This is a genomic window from Mycoplasmopsis californica (genome assembly GCF_000695835.1).
GTDB lineage: Bacteria > Bacillota_I > Bacilli_A > Mycoplasmatales > Metamycoplasmataceae > Mycoplasmopsis > Mycoplasmopsis californica.
Genome location: NZ_CP007521.1, coordinates 685,805 through 703,233 on the forward strand (window position 1 = coordinate 685,805; position 17,429 = coordinate 703,233).

At 31.0% G+C, this 17,429-nt stretch carries 16 protein-coding genes and 1 pseudogene; 11 read left to right on the forward strand and 6 right to left on the reverse strand.

The window, feature by feature from the left end; genetic code table 4:
* Positions 1-58: 58 nt before the first annotated feature.
* Positions 59-1,074: pseudogene (locus MCFN_RS03725) on the forward strand (IS30 family transposase).
* 318 nt (positions 1,075-1,392) lie between these two features.
* Here MCFN_RS03725 and secA read toward each other — a convergent pair.
* The 3 genes from secA to gpmI all read right to left on the reverse strand — a co-directional run bounded on the left by secA (position 1,393) and on the right by gpmI (position 6,439).
* The gene (secA, locus tag MCFN_RS02850) at positions 1,393-3,945 is read right to left on the reverse strand and encodes a preprotein translocase subunit SecA (protein WP_051604586.1); all 2,553 of its coding nucleotides are present in this window, start codon (positions 3,943-3,945) and stop codon (positions 1,393-1,395) included.
* Positions 3,946-4,076: 131 nt separating this feature from the next.
* Positions 4,077-4,940 (reverse strand): HAD family hydrolase, encoded by an 864-nt coding sequence (locus MCFN_RS02855; protein WP_220094635.1) that lies wholly within the window; start codon positions 4,938-4,940, stop codon positions 4,077-4,079.
* An 8-nt stretch (positions 4,941-4,948) separates the two neighbouring features.
* Complete coding sequence (gene gpmI / locus MCFN_RS02860; RefSeq protein WP_038562152.1) at positions 4,949-6,439, reverse strand: 2,3-bisphosphoglycerate-independent phosphoglycerate mutase; 1,491 nt, start codon at positions 6,437-6,439, stop codon at positions 4,949-4,951.
* 189 nt (positions 6,440-6,628) lie between these two features.
* Between gpmI and dnaX the strand changes: the two genes are divergently transcribed.
* The 7 genes from dnaX to MCFN_RS02895 all read left to right on the forward strand — a co-directional run bounded on the left by dnaX (position 6,629) and on the right by MCFN_RS02895 (position 13,456).
* Positions 6,629-8,488 carry a DNA polymerase III subunit gamma/tau gene (gene dnaX / locus MCFN_RS02865; protein ID WP_038562154.1) on the forward strand — a complete coding sequence of 620 codons (1,860 nt, stop codon included), beginning with the start codon at positions 6,629-6,631 and terminating at the stop codon, positions 8,486-8,488.
* A 37-nt stretch (positions 8,489-8,525) separates the two neighbouring features.
* Entirely contained in the window at positions 8,526-8,816 is a 291-nt protein-coding gene (locus tag MCFN_RS02870; RefSeq protein WP_038562157.1) for a YbaB/EbfC family nucleoid-associated protein, read from the forward strand.
* Positions 8,816-9,400, forward strand: coding sequence for a toprim domain-containing protein (locus MCFN_RS02875; protein ID WP_038562159.1), 585 nt, complete (start codon positions 8,816-8,818; stop codon positions 9,398-9,400). The genes MCFN_RS02870 and MCFN_RS02875 overlap by 1 nt, the downstream gene beginning before the upstream one ends.
* A 10-nt stretch (positions 9,401-9,410) precedes the next feature.
* Positions 9,411-10,067, forward strand: a complete 657-nt coding sequence (gene tmk, locus MCFN_RS02880) for a dTMP kinase (protein WP_038562162.1) — start codon at positions 9,411-9,413, stop codon at positions 10,065-10,067.
* A complete protein-coding gene (locus MCFN_RS02885) occupies positions 10,067-10,984 on the forward strand; it encodes an AAA family ATPase (protein WP_038562165.1) in 918 nt (305 codons plus the stop codon). Before tmk ends, MCFN_RS02885 begins: the two co-directional genes overlap by 1 nt.
* Complete coding sequence (gene rsmI / locus MCFN_RS02890; protein WP_038562169.1) at positions 10,977-11,702, forward strand: 16S rRNA (cytidine(1402)-2'-O)-methyltransferase; 726 nt, start codon at positions 10,977-10,979, stop codon at positions 11,700-11,702. Before MCFN_RS02885 ends, rsmI begins: the two co-directional genes overlap by 8 nt.
* A gap of 98 nt (positions 11,703-11,800) precedes the next feature.
* Positions 11,801-13,456 (forward strand): MBL fold metallo-hydrolase RNA specificity domain-containing protein, encoded by a 1,656-nt coding sequence (locus MCFN_RS02895; protein ID WP_038562172.1) that lies wholly within the window; start codon positions 11,801-11,803, stop codon positions 13,454-13,456.
* Between the two features lie 83 nt (positions 13,457-13,539).
* Here the strand turns inward: MCFN_RS02895 and MCFN_RS02900 are convergent, their stop codons facing one another.
* Complete coding sequence (locus MCFN_RS02900; RefSeq protein ID WP_038562175.1) at positions 13,540-14,130, reverse strand: DUF402 domain-containing protein; 591 nt, start codon at positions 14,128-14,130, stop codon at positions 13,540-13,542.
* A 338-nt stretch (positions 14,131-14,468) separates the two neighbouring features.
* Here MCFN_RS02900 and ftsY point away from each other — a divergent pair, with 338 nt between their 5' ends.
* The 3 genes from ftsY (at position 14,469) to rpmG (ending at position 16,052) form a co-directional block, all read left to right on the forward strand.
* Positions 14,469-15,527 (forward strand): signal recognition particle-docking protein FtsY, encoded by a 1,059-nt coding sequence (gene ftsY / locus MCFN_RS02905; RefSeq protein ID WP_038562177.1) that lies wholly within the window; start codon positions 14,469-14,471, stop codon positions 15,525-15,527.
* The gene (locus MCFN_RS02910; RefSeq protein WP_038562180.1) at positions 15,505-15,741 is read left to right on the forward strand and encodes a sigma factor-like helix-turn-helix DNA-binding protein; all 237 of its coding nucleotides are present in this window, start codon (positions 15,505-15,507) and stop codon (positions 15,739-15,741) included. The genes ftsY and MCFN_RS02910 overlap by 23 nt, the downstream gene beginning before the upstream one ends.
* 158 nt (positions 15,742-15,899) lie before the next feature.
* The gene (rpmG, locus tag MCFN_RS02915) at positions 15,900-16,052 is read left to right on the forward strand and encodes a 50S ribosomal protein L33 (RefSeq protein WP_038562183.1); all 153 of its coding nucleotides are present in this window, start codon (positions 15,900-15,902) and stop codon (positions 16,050-16,052) included.
* A 67-nt stretch (positions 16,053-16,119) separates the two neighbouring features.
* Here the strand turns inward: rpmG and MCFN_RS02920 are convergent, their stop codons facing one another.
* Positions 16,120-16,788 carry a chromate transporter gene (locus tag MCFN_RS02920; protein WP_038562186.1) on the reverse strand — a complete coding sequence of 223 codons (669 nt, stop codon included), beginning with the start codon at positions 16,786-16,788 and terminating at the stop codon, positions 16,120-16,122.
* A complete protein-coding gene (locus tag MCFN_RS02925; protein WP_038562189.1) occupies positions 16,788-17,423 on the reverse strand; it encodes a chromate transporter in 636 nt (211 codons plus the stop codon). Before MCFN_RS02925 ends, MCFN_RS02920 begins: the two co-directional genes overlap by 1 nt.
* Positions 17,424-17,429: the final 6 nt, after the last annotated feature.

Below are 17,429 nucleotides of genomic sequence, written 5' to 3' on the forward strand. Positions count from 1 at the left end.
TTCGATTATTCTTTAAAATAAAAAAAGAAAAAAGCTCCAAATTGGCCAGGAACTTCATATGAATTATAGCATTAAAAAATATACCCATATAACAAAAAGTGATAGAGAAGCAATTAAAAGTTATTTAGAAATAAATTTATCAATAAGAAAAATTGCAAATATATTACATAAAAACCCATCTACAGTAAGTAGAGAAATAAAAAGAAATTTAGATAAATTTGGGAAATATTCCCCATTTTATGCTGATATCAAAGCCCAAAGACGTCATTATCATAAATATTATTTTAAATTTTTGAATAGTAAATATAGTGAATTTAGTGAATTATTTCTTTAGTAAAAAAATTTGACAAAAAATATTATGGGGTAAAACTTACCCATAAATATATAAAAGAGAATTTTAAAATTAAAATCCCTTGCTTAAAAACAGTATTCAATTGAATCAAAACAAATAAATGAATAATCAAAAGATCAAATTTATTGCGTTCCTCATATAAAAAGGGTGGAAAAAGACATGCAAGCGTAATTAGTCGCCTTGTAACATCAGCTGATTATGTATTCCCGATATGAACAAGACCCAAATCGATAGATAATCGTGAAGAATATGGTCATTGAGAAGCTGATATGATAGTTGGGAAAAGAGCTACTGGATATAACAACATTCTTACTTTAACAGAGAGAAAAACCAGAGTCGGTTTTGCGATTTTGATACCAAGTAAAAACCCAATGAAGGTGAATGCAGCATTAAGAAAACTCCTTTTAGAAAGACAATTAATAGTAAAAACTATAACTATTGATAATGGCATAGAATTCGAAAAAATAGGTATTTTGGCAAAATGACTCGATATAAAAATATATAGAGCTGAGCCATACGCCTCTTTTCAAAGAGGATCAAACGAACACTGAAATGGACTTATAAGACGCGAATACAAAAAAGGATTTGATTTTAATCAAATTTCGCAAGAAATATTAGACCAAATTACCAAAAGAATAAATGATATGCCAAGAGAAATTTTGGGTTGAAAATCTGCCAATGATTTATTTATCGAGGCTAACTTTTACGGCCTAGTATGATAGTCGCTTATTATGTTGCATAAGCTCTATCCGCTTACACAATCCGCCTCTTTATTTTCTAACCCCAAACCCCTTGAAAAGGGACTTTTCTTTCTTCCTAACCCCCAACCCCTTGCATAAGGGGCTTTTATCGTAACTAATATTTGCAAAAAATGAGAAAAAAATCATTAAAATGTTAAAATAAAAAAAGCCAAGTGCATGTGTTGCACTTGAACTTACTATTTAGGAACACAGCATAAGCTGTGTTTTTTATTCTGAAAACCTATACACTTCAACAAAAAAGCTAACACTTTACAATGTCAGCTTTTATTAAGTTTAAATTTAATTCTCGTTAAGAAAATCAATGTTAACTTCTGTATTTGCAACTTCTTGTTGCTGTTCCGCCAGCTCCTGATTCTCTTTGGCGACATAATATAATTCCAATCATTGTTTTTCTTTTTCGACATCACTCATATTATCGTCGTCAAAATTAATAATGCTTCGAATACTCAAAAATAAAGGGTCGTTTCTCACTTCAACAGGGATTAATGTGTCTGCTCCTTGGCGATCATCGAATATCGACCTAGAAACATCTGTAGCAATATTAGCCAGCATTTGATCAAATTTTTTGCTTCCCTCCTCAGTATAAACCTGATAAGGGTTTTTTTGAGAATACTGAACTAAATTAACATTAGAACGTAATTTATCCATAGTATTAATATGATTTTGTCAATATCTATCTAACACTGATAAAACTGTGTTTTTTTCAGTATAAAGTAAATAATCTTTCGATAAAAAATTCTCATAATTTTCGCGTCAATGTTGATACATACCGATTATTTTTTCAATTAAATATTCTTTCATATCACTTTCATGAATTTTTGAAATTTCATCTAGATTGAATTTATCTCGAACTCCTCGCCCTAAAAATTGATTGTTTAAGTAATTTAACAAGCGATCATGAATAAATGTACCAGTCTTAGTTAAGAATTCTTTTTGATTAACAATTGAATTCGCTGCATTTTTCATCATTCTTTCAATTATGTGGCTAATATCCTCTTGAACCAGAATTAAATCACGTTGAGTATAAAAAACATCCCTTTGTTGGCGAATAACATCGTCATAATGCAACACACTTTTACGAGAATCGTAATTAAAACCCTCAATTTTTTTCTGAGCCGCTTCAAAACCCGAAATTAATGATTTAGTAGTTATCTCTGAATCGCCTTTATCTTTAAATTGTTCCTTAAATTCAAGATAATTAGCAAAACGACGCATTAATTGGTCGTCTAAGGATACATAAAACTTCGAGGTGCCAGGATCACCTTGACGTCCACTACGCCCACGTAATTGGTTGTCAATCCTACGACTTTCCGCGCGATCAGTACCAATCACATATAATCCGCCCAATTCTTTTGCTTCTGGTGATAATTTAATATCTGTACCACGTCCAGCCATATTTGTTGCAATAGTAACTGACTTAACTTGCCCAGCATCTGCAATAATTTGTGCCTCTGAAGCATTTTGTTTAGCGTTTAAAACTGTATGAGGTATCATCGCTTGCAATAAAAATGAGTGTAAAATCTCAGAATCTTCAATTTGAGCTGTACCAACTAAAACAGGTTGCCCTTTTTCGTAAAGTTCTTTAATTTTTTCAGTTACAGCAGTTCATTTTCCGTATGCAGTTGCGAAAATTGAGTCTGGCAAATCTTTCCTTATAACCGGTTTATTTGTCGGAACAACATTAACACGCATGTTGTAGATATCAATAAATTCTTGCTCTTCTGTTTTAGCTGTCCCTGTCATTCCGCAAAGCTTTGTAAACATACGGAAAAAGTTTTGGTAAGTGATTGTTGCTAATGTTTTTGTTTCATTTTCAATCTCAACACCAGCACACGCTTGAATCGCTTGTTGCAACCCCTCTGAATAGGCTCTACCTTCCATTATACGACCTGTAAAAGCATCAACTAATTCAATTTTCCCATCACGAACAATGTATTCAACATTTTCGCGCATAACTTTATGAGCTCGCAATGAATTTTGAATCCGGTGTACCATTTCGCTGTTTTCAAAACTGTATAAATCATTGTAACCAAAATATGAATTAGCCCGCTGAACACCACTAAAAGTTAATAAAATAGCTTTTGTTTCTTCATCAATCTCATAATCATCTTCGGTTAAAGTTCGAACAAAACGATCGGCTAAAAAATACTCCTTGGTATCCTCGCCCTCTCCACCAGAAATAATTAATGGGGTCTTAGCTTCGTCAATCAGGATAGAATCAGCCTCGTCAATTAAACAAAAGTTCAGTCCTCGTTGAACTTTTTCACTCATTGATGAAGCCATATTATCACGTAGGTAGTCAAATCCTAATTCTGAGTGTACTGAGTAAGTAATGTCAGCTGCATAAGCTGCTCTTTTTGATTCAGGATCCATTTGAGCTTTGTTTATGCCAACACTCATTCCTAATCAATTAAAAACTTGTCCCATTTCAATCGCATCACGCTCAGAAAGGTATTCATTAACAGTTGAGACAATAGCTCCTTTCCCTTCAAGAGCGTTTAGGTAAACCGGGGCAATAGAGGTTATTGTTTTACCCTCGCCGGTTTTCATCTCGGCAACAGATGCCATATCTAGGAGCAAACCGCCTAGCATTTGAACGTCATAAGGTCTTTTGCCAAGAACACGTTTTGTCGCTTCTCTTGAAACTGCAAAAACTTCAGCTCGCATCGATTCTAATGTTTCACCCGCTGATAAACGAGCTTTAAATTGAACTGTTTTATTTTGCAAATCCCTATCACTTAATTTAGAGATTATTGGCTCGTACTGATTAATTTTCTTTAAAGCTTTTTCAGCAATACGCATTTCTGTTGATTTAAATTCAAATAATTTCATATTTACATATTTTACCTTAAATATAAATTAAAATTTATATATTATAAAGACAATTGATTCTAAAATTACGATTGGCGATTAAATAGTGATAATACTGTAAACCGTCAATAAAAAACGCTTTTTTGCGTTTTTTATCGATTTAATTTAGCTTTTTGACGCTCAATTTTTGCACTTATCTCAGCTTTCTCAAACTCCAGACGAGTACGGTAAATATAATCCACTATCGCATCACCTAAGCCGTTTTGTTCTACCGAAGCAGCATATAATTTTACTTTGCTTTTAATCTTCTGCGAAGCATTATCCATTGCGTATGAATATCCTGCAATTGCAAGCATGCTCAAGTCATTTTCACTGTCGCCTATTGCCATAACATTATTTATTGATGTTTTGAAAATCTTTTCACACAAATATTTAAGAGCATTCCCTTTTGAAATTCCCTTTGCTGTAATTTCAATGTGCGAATCCAGTAGCACAACCTCAGCACTTACATTTTTTTCAATTATTTGTTTATAAATACTTTTCATTTTTTCTACCGGTTCAATAACTTCGAGCTTAAATACTCCTTTTATTGCACTTTTGGTTAAATTATAGTTACTGAAATCATTGAAAAATTCATAAAATTCTCTAGTTTTTGAGCTTGTGTTATATAATCCAAAATCCGTTTCAGAATTTCAAGATATCGCACCATTATTCGCTTCAACAATGGCCATAACTTTTTCTAAATCTTGCTCAGGAATAATATTTTTAAAAACATATTCCTGATATTTCATATCATAAATCTCGGCACCGTTTGAACACACAACATATCTACATTCTAACTCAGTCGCTAAGTCTTTTATTTTTTGATACAATGGATTTCCAGTAACTATGACAAATTCCACGCCTTGTTTTTTAGCTTCGAGTACTGATTTTTTAGTCGCAGAAGACAATTTATGACCTGGAAATTCATAAATTGTTCCGTCAGCATCACTAAAAATAATTCTTTTAAACTCCAAATTTCCCATTAGATTAATGAATCCTCAGTCATTTCAACCGGTTTTTCAATTCCCATATATTTTAAAATAGTTGGCGCTACATTTCCTAATTTACCATCTTTTAATACAACTTGCTTGTCTGTGCAAACTAGCATAACTGGATTATCAGTGTGCTTGGTTGCTGGACCGCCTTTTTTATCTATCATAACTTCGGCATTACCGTGATCTGCTGTAATAAATAAAGTAACATCGTGCTCATTCGCTCATTGAAGCACACGCTCTAGCTGAGTGTCTAACACTTCAACAGCCTTAATAGATGCAGTTAAATTACCTGTATGACCAACCATGTCAGGATTAGCATAATTCATTATAACTAAATCATAATTTAATCCTTTTTTAATTAAATTATCAGTAATTTCCCTTGCACTCATTTGTGGTGCTAAATCATATGTTGCAACTTTTAATGAATCAACCATAATACGATCTGAATTTGGATAAATGACATCAACACCACCATCCATAAAGTATGTAACGTGTGAATATTTCTGTGTTTCTGCTAATCTTAATTGTTTTAAATTATTTTTACTTATAACCTCGCCAATAGGATTTTTAACTTTCATTTCTTCAATAGCAATTTGCGAATCAATGCCCTCATATTTCATCATTGTCACAAAATTTGCGATTTTAACTTTTATTTTAGGAATGTATTCAAATAATTGAGATCCAATTAAACAGTGAGAAAGTTGGCGTGCTCTATCTGGTCTAAAATTAAAGAAAATTACTGAATCACCGTCTTCAATAAATAAACCATTCTTTTGCTTTGCCGGCACAATAAATTCATCAGTGATGTTTTGTGAATACATTGATAAAACATATTCTTTTATATCTTCAAACTCCTGAGAAGTTTTTCCTAAAATTGCATCTAAATGCGATTGCACGCGATCGAACATTTTATCACGGTCCATACCGTAATAACGACCCCCAATTGAAGAAATTTTATATCCGTATTTTTCACACAGTGAATTAACCTTTTCAATTGAATTCATTATTGATTTAGGCGCAACATCACGCCCATCTCCAATTAAATGCAACGAAACTTTTTCTAATCCTTGAAGATGCGCGATCTCAATTAATTCGAATAGGTGTTCCTCGTGTGAATGCACACCCCCTGGACTCAATAACCCGATTAAATGCAATGTCTTATTAGAATCTTTTACACTTTGCATTGCATTTAAAAATATTTTGTTTTGTCTATAATAACCCGTCTTTATTGAATGATTAATTAAACTTAAGCCTGTATAAACAACACGGCCAGCACCAATATTTAAATGACCTACTTCCGAATTACCCATTTGTCCTTCAGGTAACCCAACGTGGCTTCCTGAGGCCTGTAATAATGAATTAGGATACTCATTTAATAATTTATCTAAGGTTGGCGTATTCGCTAAATCAAATGCATTACCTTCATATTTTTGACCAATACCTAACCCGTCAATTACAATTAAAACTGTTTTTTTCATATTTTCCTTCTATTTGTATCTTAATAATTTTATATTTTTTGTACCCGTAAATTCTAAAACTGTATTTTTAATCTTAAATTAGTGGTATCTTTATCATTTAAATTTTAATAATTATTGCATTTTTTTATTATCTTTATTTAGATAATATTAATAATTAATATAATTAAATATATAAACAAAGGGGGCGAAATGAGTTACAAAGCATTATACCGAAAATATCGTCCAAGAACGTTTAATGAGGTTGTTGGCCAAGACCACATAATTCAGACATTAAAAAACATAATTTTGAACCATAAAATATCTCACGCCTATTTATTTTCAGGTCCTAGAGGTGTCGGTAAAACATCAGTTGCTAAAATTTTTGCGTCCACATTAAATTGTGGTCACGCAGAAAATTTAATTAGTTTATGTGAACATTGCATAAAAAATGTTGATCAAAATTTAGATATAATTGAAATGGACGCAGCATCAAATAATGGTGTCGATGAGATTCGCGAGCTGCGAGAAAAAATTCAGCACACTCCGGCTTATGGCCGTTTCAAAATTTACATTATTGATGAAGTTCATATGTTAACCAAAGGCGCATTTAATGCTCTTTTAAAAACTCTAGAAGAACCACCTGCACACGCTATATTTATTTTAGCAACAACCGATCCTCAGAAAATACCTCTTACTATTCTTTCTCGGGTTCAACGTTACAATTTTCGTAAAATTCCAACCGAAATAATTGTCTCACAACTTGAAAATGTGCTTATTAGCGAACAAATTTCTTTCGAAAATAGTTCATTAAGCTATATTGCACGTCTCGCATCAGGTGGAATGAGAGATGCATTGTCAATTGCAGATCAAGCATTAGCTTACGGCGATGGCGAGATAAAACTAAATGACATAATATATGGTTTTGGTATTTCGGCAAATGAAAATTTAATCACTTTACTTAATTTATTATATGAAGGCAAAGTAAAAGAGGCAATTAGTTTAGTTAATGAATTAAAAAATGGAGGGATTGATACCAATCAATTTGTATCAGCTCTTATAAATGTGTTAAAAGACTGAATTATTTATTCAAAAACCTCTGATCATAAACTACTTGAATTGCTAACCTTAGATGAAATACAGACCTTAAATATTGATGATAAATACGCATTCGAAAAATCAGAATTGCTTTATAAATTAACAAAAGATTTAATTTATAGTGATTCACCATTTCAAATGATTGAGTTAACACTTTTAAGAATGGCTAATAATCAAAAAGAGGACATAAAAAATAAACCAATAACATCAGAACAACAAAATACTCAGGAGACACTGATAAATACACAACAAAATAGCGAGATTGCAAAAATGGATAAACAAAAAGACAAAAACATGGACACTATCAAAATAGAACTAGAACATAGTCAGGAAATATTAATCGAGGCAAATAGTGATGAAGCTAATGCCCAAACTATTAATAATGACATTTTAAACACTTTTAACGACTTCAATTTTGACAACGACCCTCTAATTTCAACAGCTGAAATTGACCTAAATGACACTGAAAACATGTCTAAAATAGGTGTAGAATTACCAGATATAAAACCATTCGAAGATCAGATTAATGCACAAAAAACATTTTTAGATAATGAAATTTTAAATATGATTTTACTCTCAAACAGAAGTAATCTTGAATTTGCCATTTCTTCGCTTGACTGAGTTATCAAAGGTTGCGAGGAAAAAATTTATGCACCAATAGTTAAAGTTTTACAAAATGCCAAAATTTTAGCTGCAGGACCAAACTTTATTTTATTACGCACAAAAAATATTGGCTTCAATAACTACATTAATAGTCTTGGAAACAATGCTATTTGACAAGAGTTTTTGAAAAAATACTTTGGCGGCTACAAACACGTTTTTGCACTGTCTGACGTCTTACAATATAAAACTATAGGTACAAAAGCAATGCAAAATCCAAACATTAAAAATGAGTTTAAAACTCAACCATACCCAGATGTTGAAATAAACGAACACGAAACACCCACAGGATGACTATACAACCATTTAAAATAACGAAAATACACAAAAAATACACATACAGGAGAAAATTATGGACCAAGGAATGTTAAGAAAATTACAAAAAATTCAAAAGGAATACGAGCAAAAAACTGAAGAATTTATGGATTTAGTTTTTACCGAAGAAAAATATGGATTAGAAGTAAGTGCAAAAGGAAGTAAAAGAATAATTTCAATAAATATTAAGGACCAAGATTTAGTTGATCCCGAAGACCCGCAAACATTATCTGATTTAATGATATTAGTTATTAATGCATTATTTACAAAAATTGATGAAGAACAAGAAAAATTAATGCCACAAATGCCTGGTAATTTTGGTTTTTAATGAAAATAGAAACACTTGAAACTGCAAACGAAATACTAAAAAAAATACCCGGAATCAGTAAAAAACAAGCAGAGCGAATCAGTACTTTTTTGCTGAATTCAAAGCCTGAATTCACTGACGAGCTGTGTCAAAAATTACAAAATATACATATCAAAATTGAATTCTGCCCAAAATGCAATTTCATCAAGGAGAATAATTCTTGTCTTAATTGCGATGATACATTAAAAACCAATTCATTAATGATTGTGGAAAGTTTTGCAACAGCTAACAAAATTGATGGCTTAGGTATTTTTTTAGGATATTATTTTGTTTTGCCATACTTGCTAGAATTAAAAAAACAAATCGAAAAAAATGACTACAATTATGAACAACTTTTCTCTTTTGTTGAAAAACATAACTTTGAGGAAATTATCATCGTCATTTCACCATCTCTTGAAGGTGAAATGACGACAGCTCATTTAACAAATTTGTTCAAGGAAAAAAGTATTAAAGTGTCTAGAGCTGCTATTGGTATGCCAATGGGTTCAAGTCTTGAATACCTTGATACTTTCACAATTAAGCAAGCAATCAATAATCGTAAATAATGGGGTGTATATGTTTATAACTTTCGAAGGTCCAGATGCCAGTGGTAAAACTACAATTATCAACAAGTTGGTTGAATATTTTCACTTGCAATTTCCAAAATTGCAATATATTACTACTCGTGAACCTGGTGGTAAGCACTTAGTCGAAGCTGAAAAAATTAGAGACCTAATTTTAGATAAAAACTCTATATTAAGCCCTATTTCCGAGGCTTTGTTATATACGACTAGCAGACGGATTCACTTGGAAAGAGTTATTTGACCAGCATTAAAAGAAAATAAACTTGTATTATGCGATAGATATGTTGATAGTTTTTACGCATATCAAGGATATGCGCGAAACTTGGGGATACCGTACGTTAAAGCTTTAACTGGACTTGTTATTGAAAATACTATGCCTGATATTACAATCTTCTTAAAAATAACTCCTAAACAAAGCAAAGAACGAATGAATTCGTTAAGATTGATTGAAAATCACGACCGTTTGGATGCTGAAACTGATTTATTTAGGCAAAAAGTTTACGATGGCTATTTAAAAATTATTGAGGAAGAACCTGAAAGATTTATTGTTATTGATGCTTCCAAAGAAATTGGGGATGTTTTAGATGAAATAATAAGCAAATTAATGCTACACCCAAGATTTTTAACGTGAATAAGCGAGAATAATTAATGATATCAGCTAATTTACAAAAAATCGTTGATTCATCAGTGGACAATAATAAAATCAATCATTGCTACCTACTCAAAACATATAAAGGTGTAAACCTTGATGATAATTTAATTTACATGGTAAATAAATTTACGCATTCATCATTTGATAATTTATCTGAAATTCATGACCCAAACATTGTTGTTATTGATGCCTCAAAAGAAAATGGAAGAGGTGTTAAAAAAGATGAAATTCTTGATCTGTTTGAATCTTCAAATTTCAGTAATTTTACTGACAAACAACACAAAATAATAATTTTTAAAAACATTGAATTAGCATCGAATGCAGCACTGAATTCACTGTTAAAAACAATTGAAGAGCCATCAAATAATGTTATTTTTATTTTAACAACTACAAACCCCAACCGCTTGCTTTCTACAATCAAATCTCGTTCATTTATTATCAACATTAACAAACAAGATACAAAAGAAATTTACGATTTTTTAATAAGTCATAATTTAAACTCGGATTTCGCTTGATTTTTCTCTCATTTATTTAAAGATACTTCAGAAATAAAATCAATAGAACGTTTAAAACAATATGAAAAGATTGAAAACGTGTTAGAAATTGTATCTAATTCACTAAAAAATCGCTATCTTTTGGCAGTTTATTTAACAAGTATGAATAAACGGGAATTACACGATGAATTATTTTTTAACCTTGTCGTACTTAAATTTATTTTTTCTTGAAATTGGGCAAAACTAAACCTAATTCCACCTCTTTTCAGGAAAATTGCCACTAAAATTTCAAATTCATCTATCGATTTTAAAAGTTGCTTAATAATTATTGACAGGTATTTATCATTAGTGGATACAAATGCAAACCTATTCCTACAAGGCCAAAAAATGATTATTAAATTAATGGAGTTTTATGAGTAAAATCTATATTGTTGGCACTCCGATTGGAAATTTAAAAGATATTACACTTCGAGCACTTGAAACATTAGCCTCAGTTGATTTAATTGCTTGCGAAGACACCAGAGTCAGTGCTAAACTACTTAATCATTATCAAATTAACAAAAAATTGGTTTCATACAGCAAAATCAATGAATCTAAAAGTGCTGAATACATTATCGACACAATAATTAAAAATAATTTAAACCTTGCTCTAATTTCTGATGCCGGCATGCCATTGGTAAGCGACCCGGGCTTTGAGTTAATTAAATTAGCACGTGCAAAAAATATCGATGTTATATTAATACCAGGGGTAAATGCGGCTATAAGCACTTTTTCCTTGTGTGCTTTATCACAGACATTTATTTTTCATGGCTTCCCAAAAGAAAAACGTATTCAGAGACAAACTCATTTTCAGTCATTAGACACACAAAATGCACATATTTTCTATGTTTCGCCGCATAAACTGGATAATTTTTTAGATGATATTGAAAGTGTATGAGGAGAAAAAATTGAGTTATTTATCGCTAGAGAGTTAACAAAAATTCATGAAACTACATATTGCGGAAATATTACTCAAATTCGTCAAACGCTTGACACAACATCAAAAAAAGGTGAATTTACAATAGCGGTTAAAATTCACGAGGTTAAAAAAGAAAAAATCAATAAATATAAACACTTTTCAAAAATTAATAACGCTTAGGCGTTTTTTTGTTATGTTATAATAAAATATATTTATTTATATAAATTAATTAATTTTAGTATTTCTCGATAATAATTGATAATATAGATAGGAGATTTATGAACCACATAAATATATTTGCCTTAGGCGGACTAGATGAAAATGGCAAAAACTGCTACATCTTTGAATTTAATGAAAAAATTTACATCGTGAACACAGGAACAAAGGTTCCAATCAACTCAAAAAATGGAGTAGATATACTAATTCCTGATTTCACATACCTAGAAAAAAATCAGGATCGAATTGCTGGTGTATTTATTACAGATGTTAAAAATGATACATTTTCAGCACTTCCTTGATTGCTGATGCACGTACCAAATTTAACTATTTATACCTCAGCTTTTAACAGAGCGATTATTAACGAACGTTTATCTAAATATAAAATCGTAAATCGATCATATAAAGTTACAACTATTGCGAAAATGACTAAAATTGGGGATATATTTGTTCAACCAATTGAACTTGCAGGTTCAATGCCTGGCCAAGTTGGATTTGATTTTGTAACTCCTGATGGTGATGTGTTATTCATGTTTAACTTTGTCGAAGGCGATTTGGGGGTATATGGAAAAATAGATTTTAACTTTTTACAACGTGCCTTTACAAAACGAAAATTATTAGCCCTAGTCGTAGATGCAGGACGAGCAAATTATTCAGGGAAAGCAGTCAATAAAATTAAATTACCTCAGTCAGTTAAAGATGTATTTATGAACGCTAACCCCAAAGAAAGAATTATTATTGGTGCTTACGATGAAGAAATGGTTTCAATACATCAGATTGTCGAAATGGCATATTTAACCAAGCGACCAATCGTGACATATGGTAAAACTTATGGCCAGCTATACCAATTAATGGCTAAGGAACATCCTCAATTAAAATTACCTGAATTAATTGACTATAAATATGCTAATCGCACTGAAAATGCAGTAATTTTGGTAACAGGTTCAATTGAGCGCCTATATTCGCGGTTCTTACGAATTACAGATGGCAATGATGTATATTTAAAGTTAAAAAACACTGATAATGTAATTATGATAGCGCCTCCTATTGACGGTTTGGAAAGTTTAGCGGCCATTGCCCTTGATGAAATTGCGCGTATAACACCAAAAATTTCCGACGTTTCAAACAAGGAATTTTATAGACACCGTCCTGCCCGTCAAGACCTAATTGATTTAGTGAAAAAAATTAATCCACAATATGTTATCCCTGCACAAGGTTTATATCGTTATCTTGCCGAAGCTACTAAATACATAAGTCAAGACGCTGGCATAAGAACTCAAAATTGTTTATTGCTACAAAATGGTAAAATTGCTCACTTTATTAACGGAAAATTAGCAAGTACAAAAGGCAAAGTTAAGAATGTTGGTGATGTTATTATTGATGGCTTTGGAATTGGTGATATAAGTACTGAAGTTATTGCTGAAAGAGAAATGTTGGGGCGCGACGGAGCAATCATCATTACATCAACGTATAGTCCAATTACTAAAAAAATTGTTGGTAAAGTGCAAATTAATATTATCGGTTCTCTTTCGAAGGAAGATAAAAAACAAGCTGAGGAATTAATTGTAACAACTATGGCATCTATCATGGATACTGAAACATTTGAAGGACTAAAAGACTTTCAAAACCGTGCACGAACAGTCATTCGCAAGAAAATATTTAAGACTTTTAATAAAGAACCAATGATTATTGTTTCCTTGAATCAAGTTCAAAACTAAGTATTTTTCAGTATTTATTCAGTAAAAAATACGGTTCCCCGTATTTTTGTTTTATTTCTTAAGTGGGCTATAAGCCATATAAACTAACTTTTAGTATTACGATTACGGAAGTTGCGTGGGAGTGAATTATCTTTGATAACAACATCAATATAATAATCAATTAATTTAGAATTGAAAAAATACTGTTGCTTATCATATTTATCAATTAATTGTTCAACCGCTTCAAAAATCATTTTTTTTAAATTCTCGGGATAATTAAACTTGCGAGAGTTTTCATTAAATTCCTCACGATCAACAATTGAAATATCACGGCGCGGATACACTTTCAAATCTAAATCAAAGTCAATAAACTTAATTGTGTTATCTTCGTATATTGGTTTTGAGGCTAAATTAACATAAATGTAATTATGTTTTTTCTTAAGCATTACTAACGCATTATAATTTTCATTTTTTGGCATGAACCAAATGACTGGCTCGCGGTAAATTCATGAAGATTTTTCACACTCTGCAACTTTTGTTTTATACATAAACAATGCAAAATGATCTTCAGTGTTTCTTATTACTTTAACTCCGTTTCATTGTCGATATAAATGTCCGTTATACTTGTATGCTTGAACATTTACTATGGCGCCCAACAAAGGAAAAGACATTTCCTTATTTTTGTAGTTCGGCATATTTTCCTCATGCGGTTACCCGCTTTTTTAAACTTAATATTCTTAGAAATATTTTTGCTGCTCTTAAAATTCGTAAAAAAAAGATAAAACTATTAAAGTTGTGTTGATTTATGATTCTTTTTTCTAATTAAACCTTAATTAGAATTATTATGTGCTTTTATTGATTATTAACGTTTTATTTGCACTTAACTTATTAAAAGCAAAAATAAAATCTAAATGTTTACAATTAAATTATATATTGAATTATCACAAAACATAATATTGAGTATATTTATTTTAATTTACCGATATGTACATTTATTTATACAAAATATTTTTTAGAATACAATTTATTTAATATGGGATTTTTTAAATTTTTAAAAGATAAAATTTTTGGTAAGAAAAAAGACAAAGTTGCCGAAAAAGAAAAAGAAATAGAACAATTAGAAGAACAAAAACTTATTGAAAGCAAAAAACTTGAAAAATATAGTGTTGGATTGTCAAATGCATCAAGTTTGGGTCAAAAAATATTCAATTTACAAAATAAACATAAAAAAATTAACGAAGAATTTTTTGATGAATTAGAAGAAATTTTGATTATGTCAGATATTAGTGCTTCATTGGTTTATGCAATTATTTCACACCTAAAAAATGAAGTTAGAGCTCGCAATTTGCAAAATAGTAAAGATTTAGGTGAATTAACCGCTGATCAAATGTTTGTTATTTATACCAACAAAAGCGTTGTTGATACCACCCTAAACTTTGAGGATGGACGCTTAAATATTTTTGTTTTTGTTGGTGTTAACGGTTCTGGTAAAACTACGTCTGTGGCTAAAATCGCTCATAAATATGTAAAAATGGGTAAAAAGGTTCTTGTTGCTGCCGCCGACACATTTAGGGCGGGGGCCGTTAGTCAATTAGAGGTTTGATCGCAAAGAGCGGGGGCCGATATTATAAAACCAGCTAAGGAAGGAGCAGATCCTGCCTCAGTTGTTTATGATTCATTACAAAAAGCTAAAAATGAGAATTATGACTTGTTGCTGATTGATACTGCTGGTAGATTGCAAAATAAAATTAACTTAATGAAAGAGCTTGAAAAAATGTACGGAATAATTACTCGTTTTCAAAATGATGCTCCACATGAATGCTTATTGGTTTTAGACGCTACCACAGGACAAAATGGAATTAGTCAAGCTCGCCACTTTAAAGAAGTAGCGAATCCAAGCGGTATTATTTTGACCAAAATGGATGGAACAAGTAAGGGTGGAATCGTTCTTTCAATTAAAGATGAATTTGACTTGAATGTAAAATATATTGGGTTAGGTGAGGGTTTAGATGACCTTGAAGAATTTGACCTTGAAAAATTTATTTACACAATGACGAAAGAATTAATAGATGCCAGTGAAATCAACAATTAGCGACATTGACCAACGAGAGCATTACATCACCCTTTTCGAGCGTTTCAAGAACTTTTTAACTCAGACGCAACAACAAAGTTTTCAGCTTTATTTTTTTGAGAATTTAAGTTATCAAGAAATTGCAAATATTCAAGCCACAACTAGATCAGCAGCTTATGATAGCGTCAAAAAAGCAATTAATAAGCTATTAAAACTTGAACAAAAGATGACATAGCAGTATTAATACCCGAAAATTACTTTTTAAACTGAAAAAATGCTTATTAAAACAATAATTACGTTTATAATTAGCATTGACTTCAAAAATGGAGTACTCACAATTATTTCAAAAACCAAAATAAATCAAATTTAGAATAATAATCATAGGAGATTAACATGCCAAGAGAAGGATTTACTTTTCAATGTACAACCTGTAAAATGGAAAACTACATTGGCAAAAAAAACAAAAAAAATCACCCTGAAAAAGTGGAATTAAACAAATACTGTGCTAAATGTAGAACTCACACAAACCACAAAGAGAAAAAATAATTCAAAATGTCGACTTTCTAAAGTCGACTTTTATTTTTAAATTGCAATCAAAAAACCGCTTTTGCGGTTAATTTAATCAAGGTTGAAAAAGAATTAAGGAAACTATAACATTAGCAATAATTAGAGCGAACATAGGAGATTTTTTCATGTACAATGATAAATTCAAACCAACTCCAACAGGTACGTAAACATATAAAACATATCTCCTTCAATTACTAAAGAATTGTAATTTTTGATCTGTTAAGTTTTTTCAACCAACATACTCAGATATAGACTTATTAAAATAAATGTTGGGTGCTATTGTGGCAATAAATAATTGAATAGATAATGCAATGATAATTCCGGTAACAACGGGGTTCATAATTTGTATCAACCTTTTTAAGTAAGGTGAGTGCTCAAATTTATCAACATATTTAATAGCTAATTGCATCATTAAAATTGCCGGAAGAACAAAAGCTAAATATGTTAATATCATCGCCACATAACCTCACCATTCGCCTCCTGCCACTAAATAACCAGTTAATGCTGCAAATTTTGGACTTAAAATACCTGGCGTTGAATTAGAAACTGCAAAGACTGCATCAATGCTTTCGCGAGAAATGTTGGTACTAAATCATTGATTAAAAGATTCTCAAAGTCAATTGAATATTGGCATAAATATTTGGCCACCACCAAATATAGAAAGTGAGATTAAAGCTATTAAAGGAATTGAAACTAATAAAGCTAATAGTGCCATTATTTTTCGCCTCCTTCATTATTCAATGTTTTGTCAATATTTTGACGTATTTTTGTACGTTTTTTAATTATGTAATAAGTTGAATAAATTGCGATAATTAACAACATAATACCGATTGGTAAATTATAAGGAACCGGTACAAAAAGAGAAAAAGCAAGAGTAGAAATAAACAAAATCATTCATAGAGTTATGCCCGTTTGCTTTCTACCTTTAATGAAGTAATTCCAACCAAAACCAATTAAACAACCAGTAATCGCTACTAAAACACCAACTTGAACAACATATAAATATTTGAGGGGTAATAAATTAATTAAAAAGAATAAAGCTATAGTTAATAAAACATGCGGTATTGCCCCTAATGTGACTACCAGCATCCCTTTTCAAAAACCTAACGATTTAATTGAAATATAAGATAACACTTGAATCGCCATAGGCCCTGGCAACATATTTGTAACAACAACGCTTTTGTCAAACTCATCCGAATCAATTCAGCCGTATTTATCAACTACATATCGTTTAATTACTGGCATCAAGGCATTTCCACCACCAAAACCAACAAATGTAATCATAATTATTAGTATAAAAATATTTCAAAATGTTGGTTTTTTATATTTATCGTTTTTCATTTGTTCCATAATCCT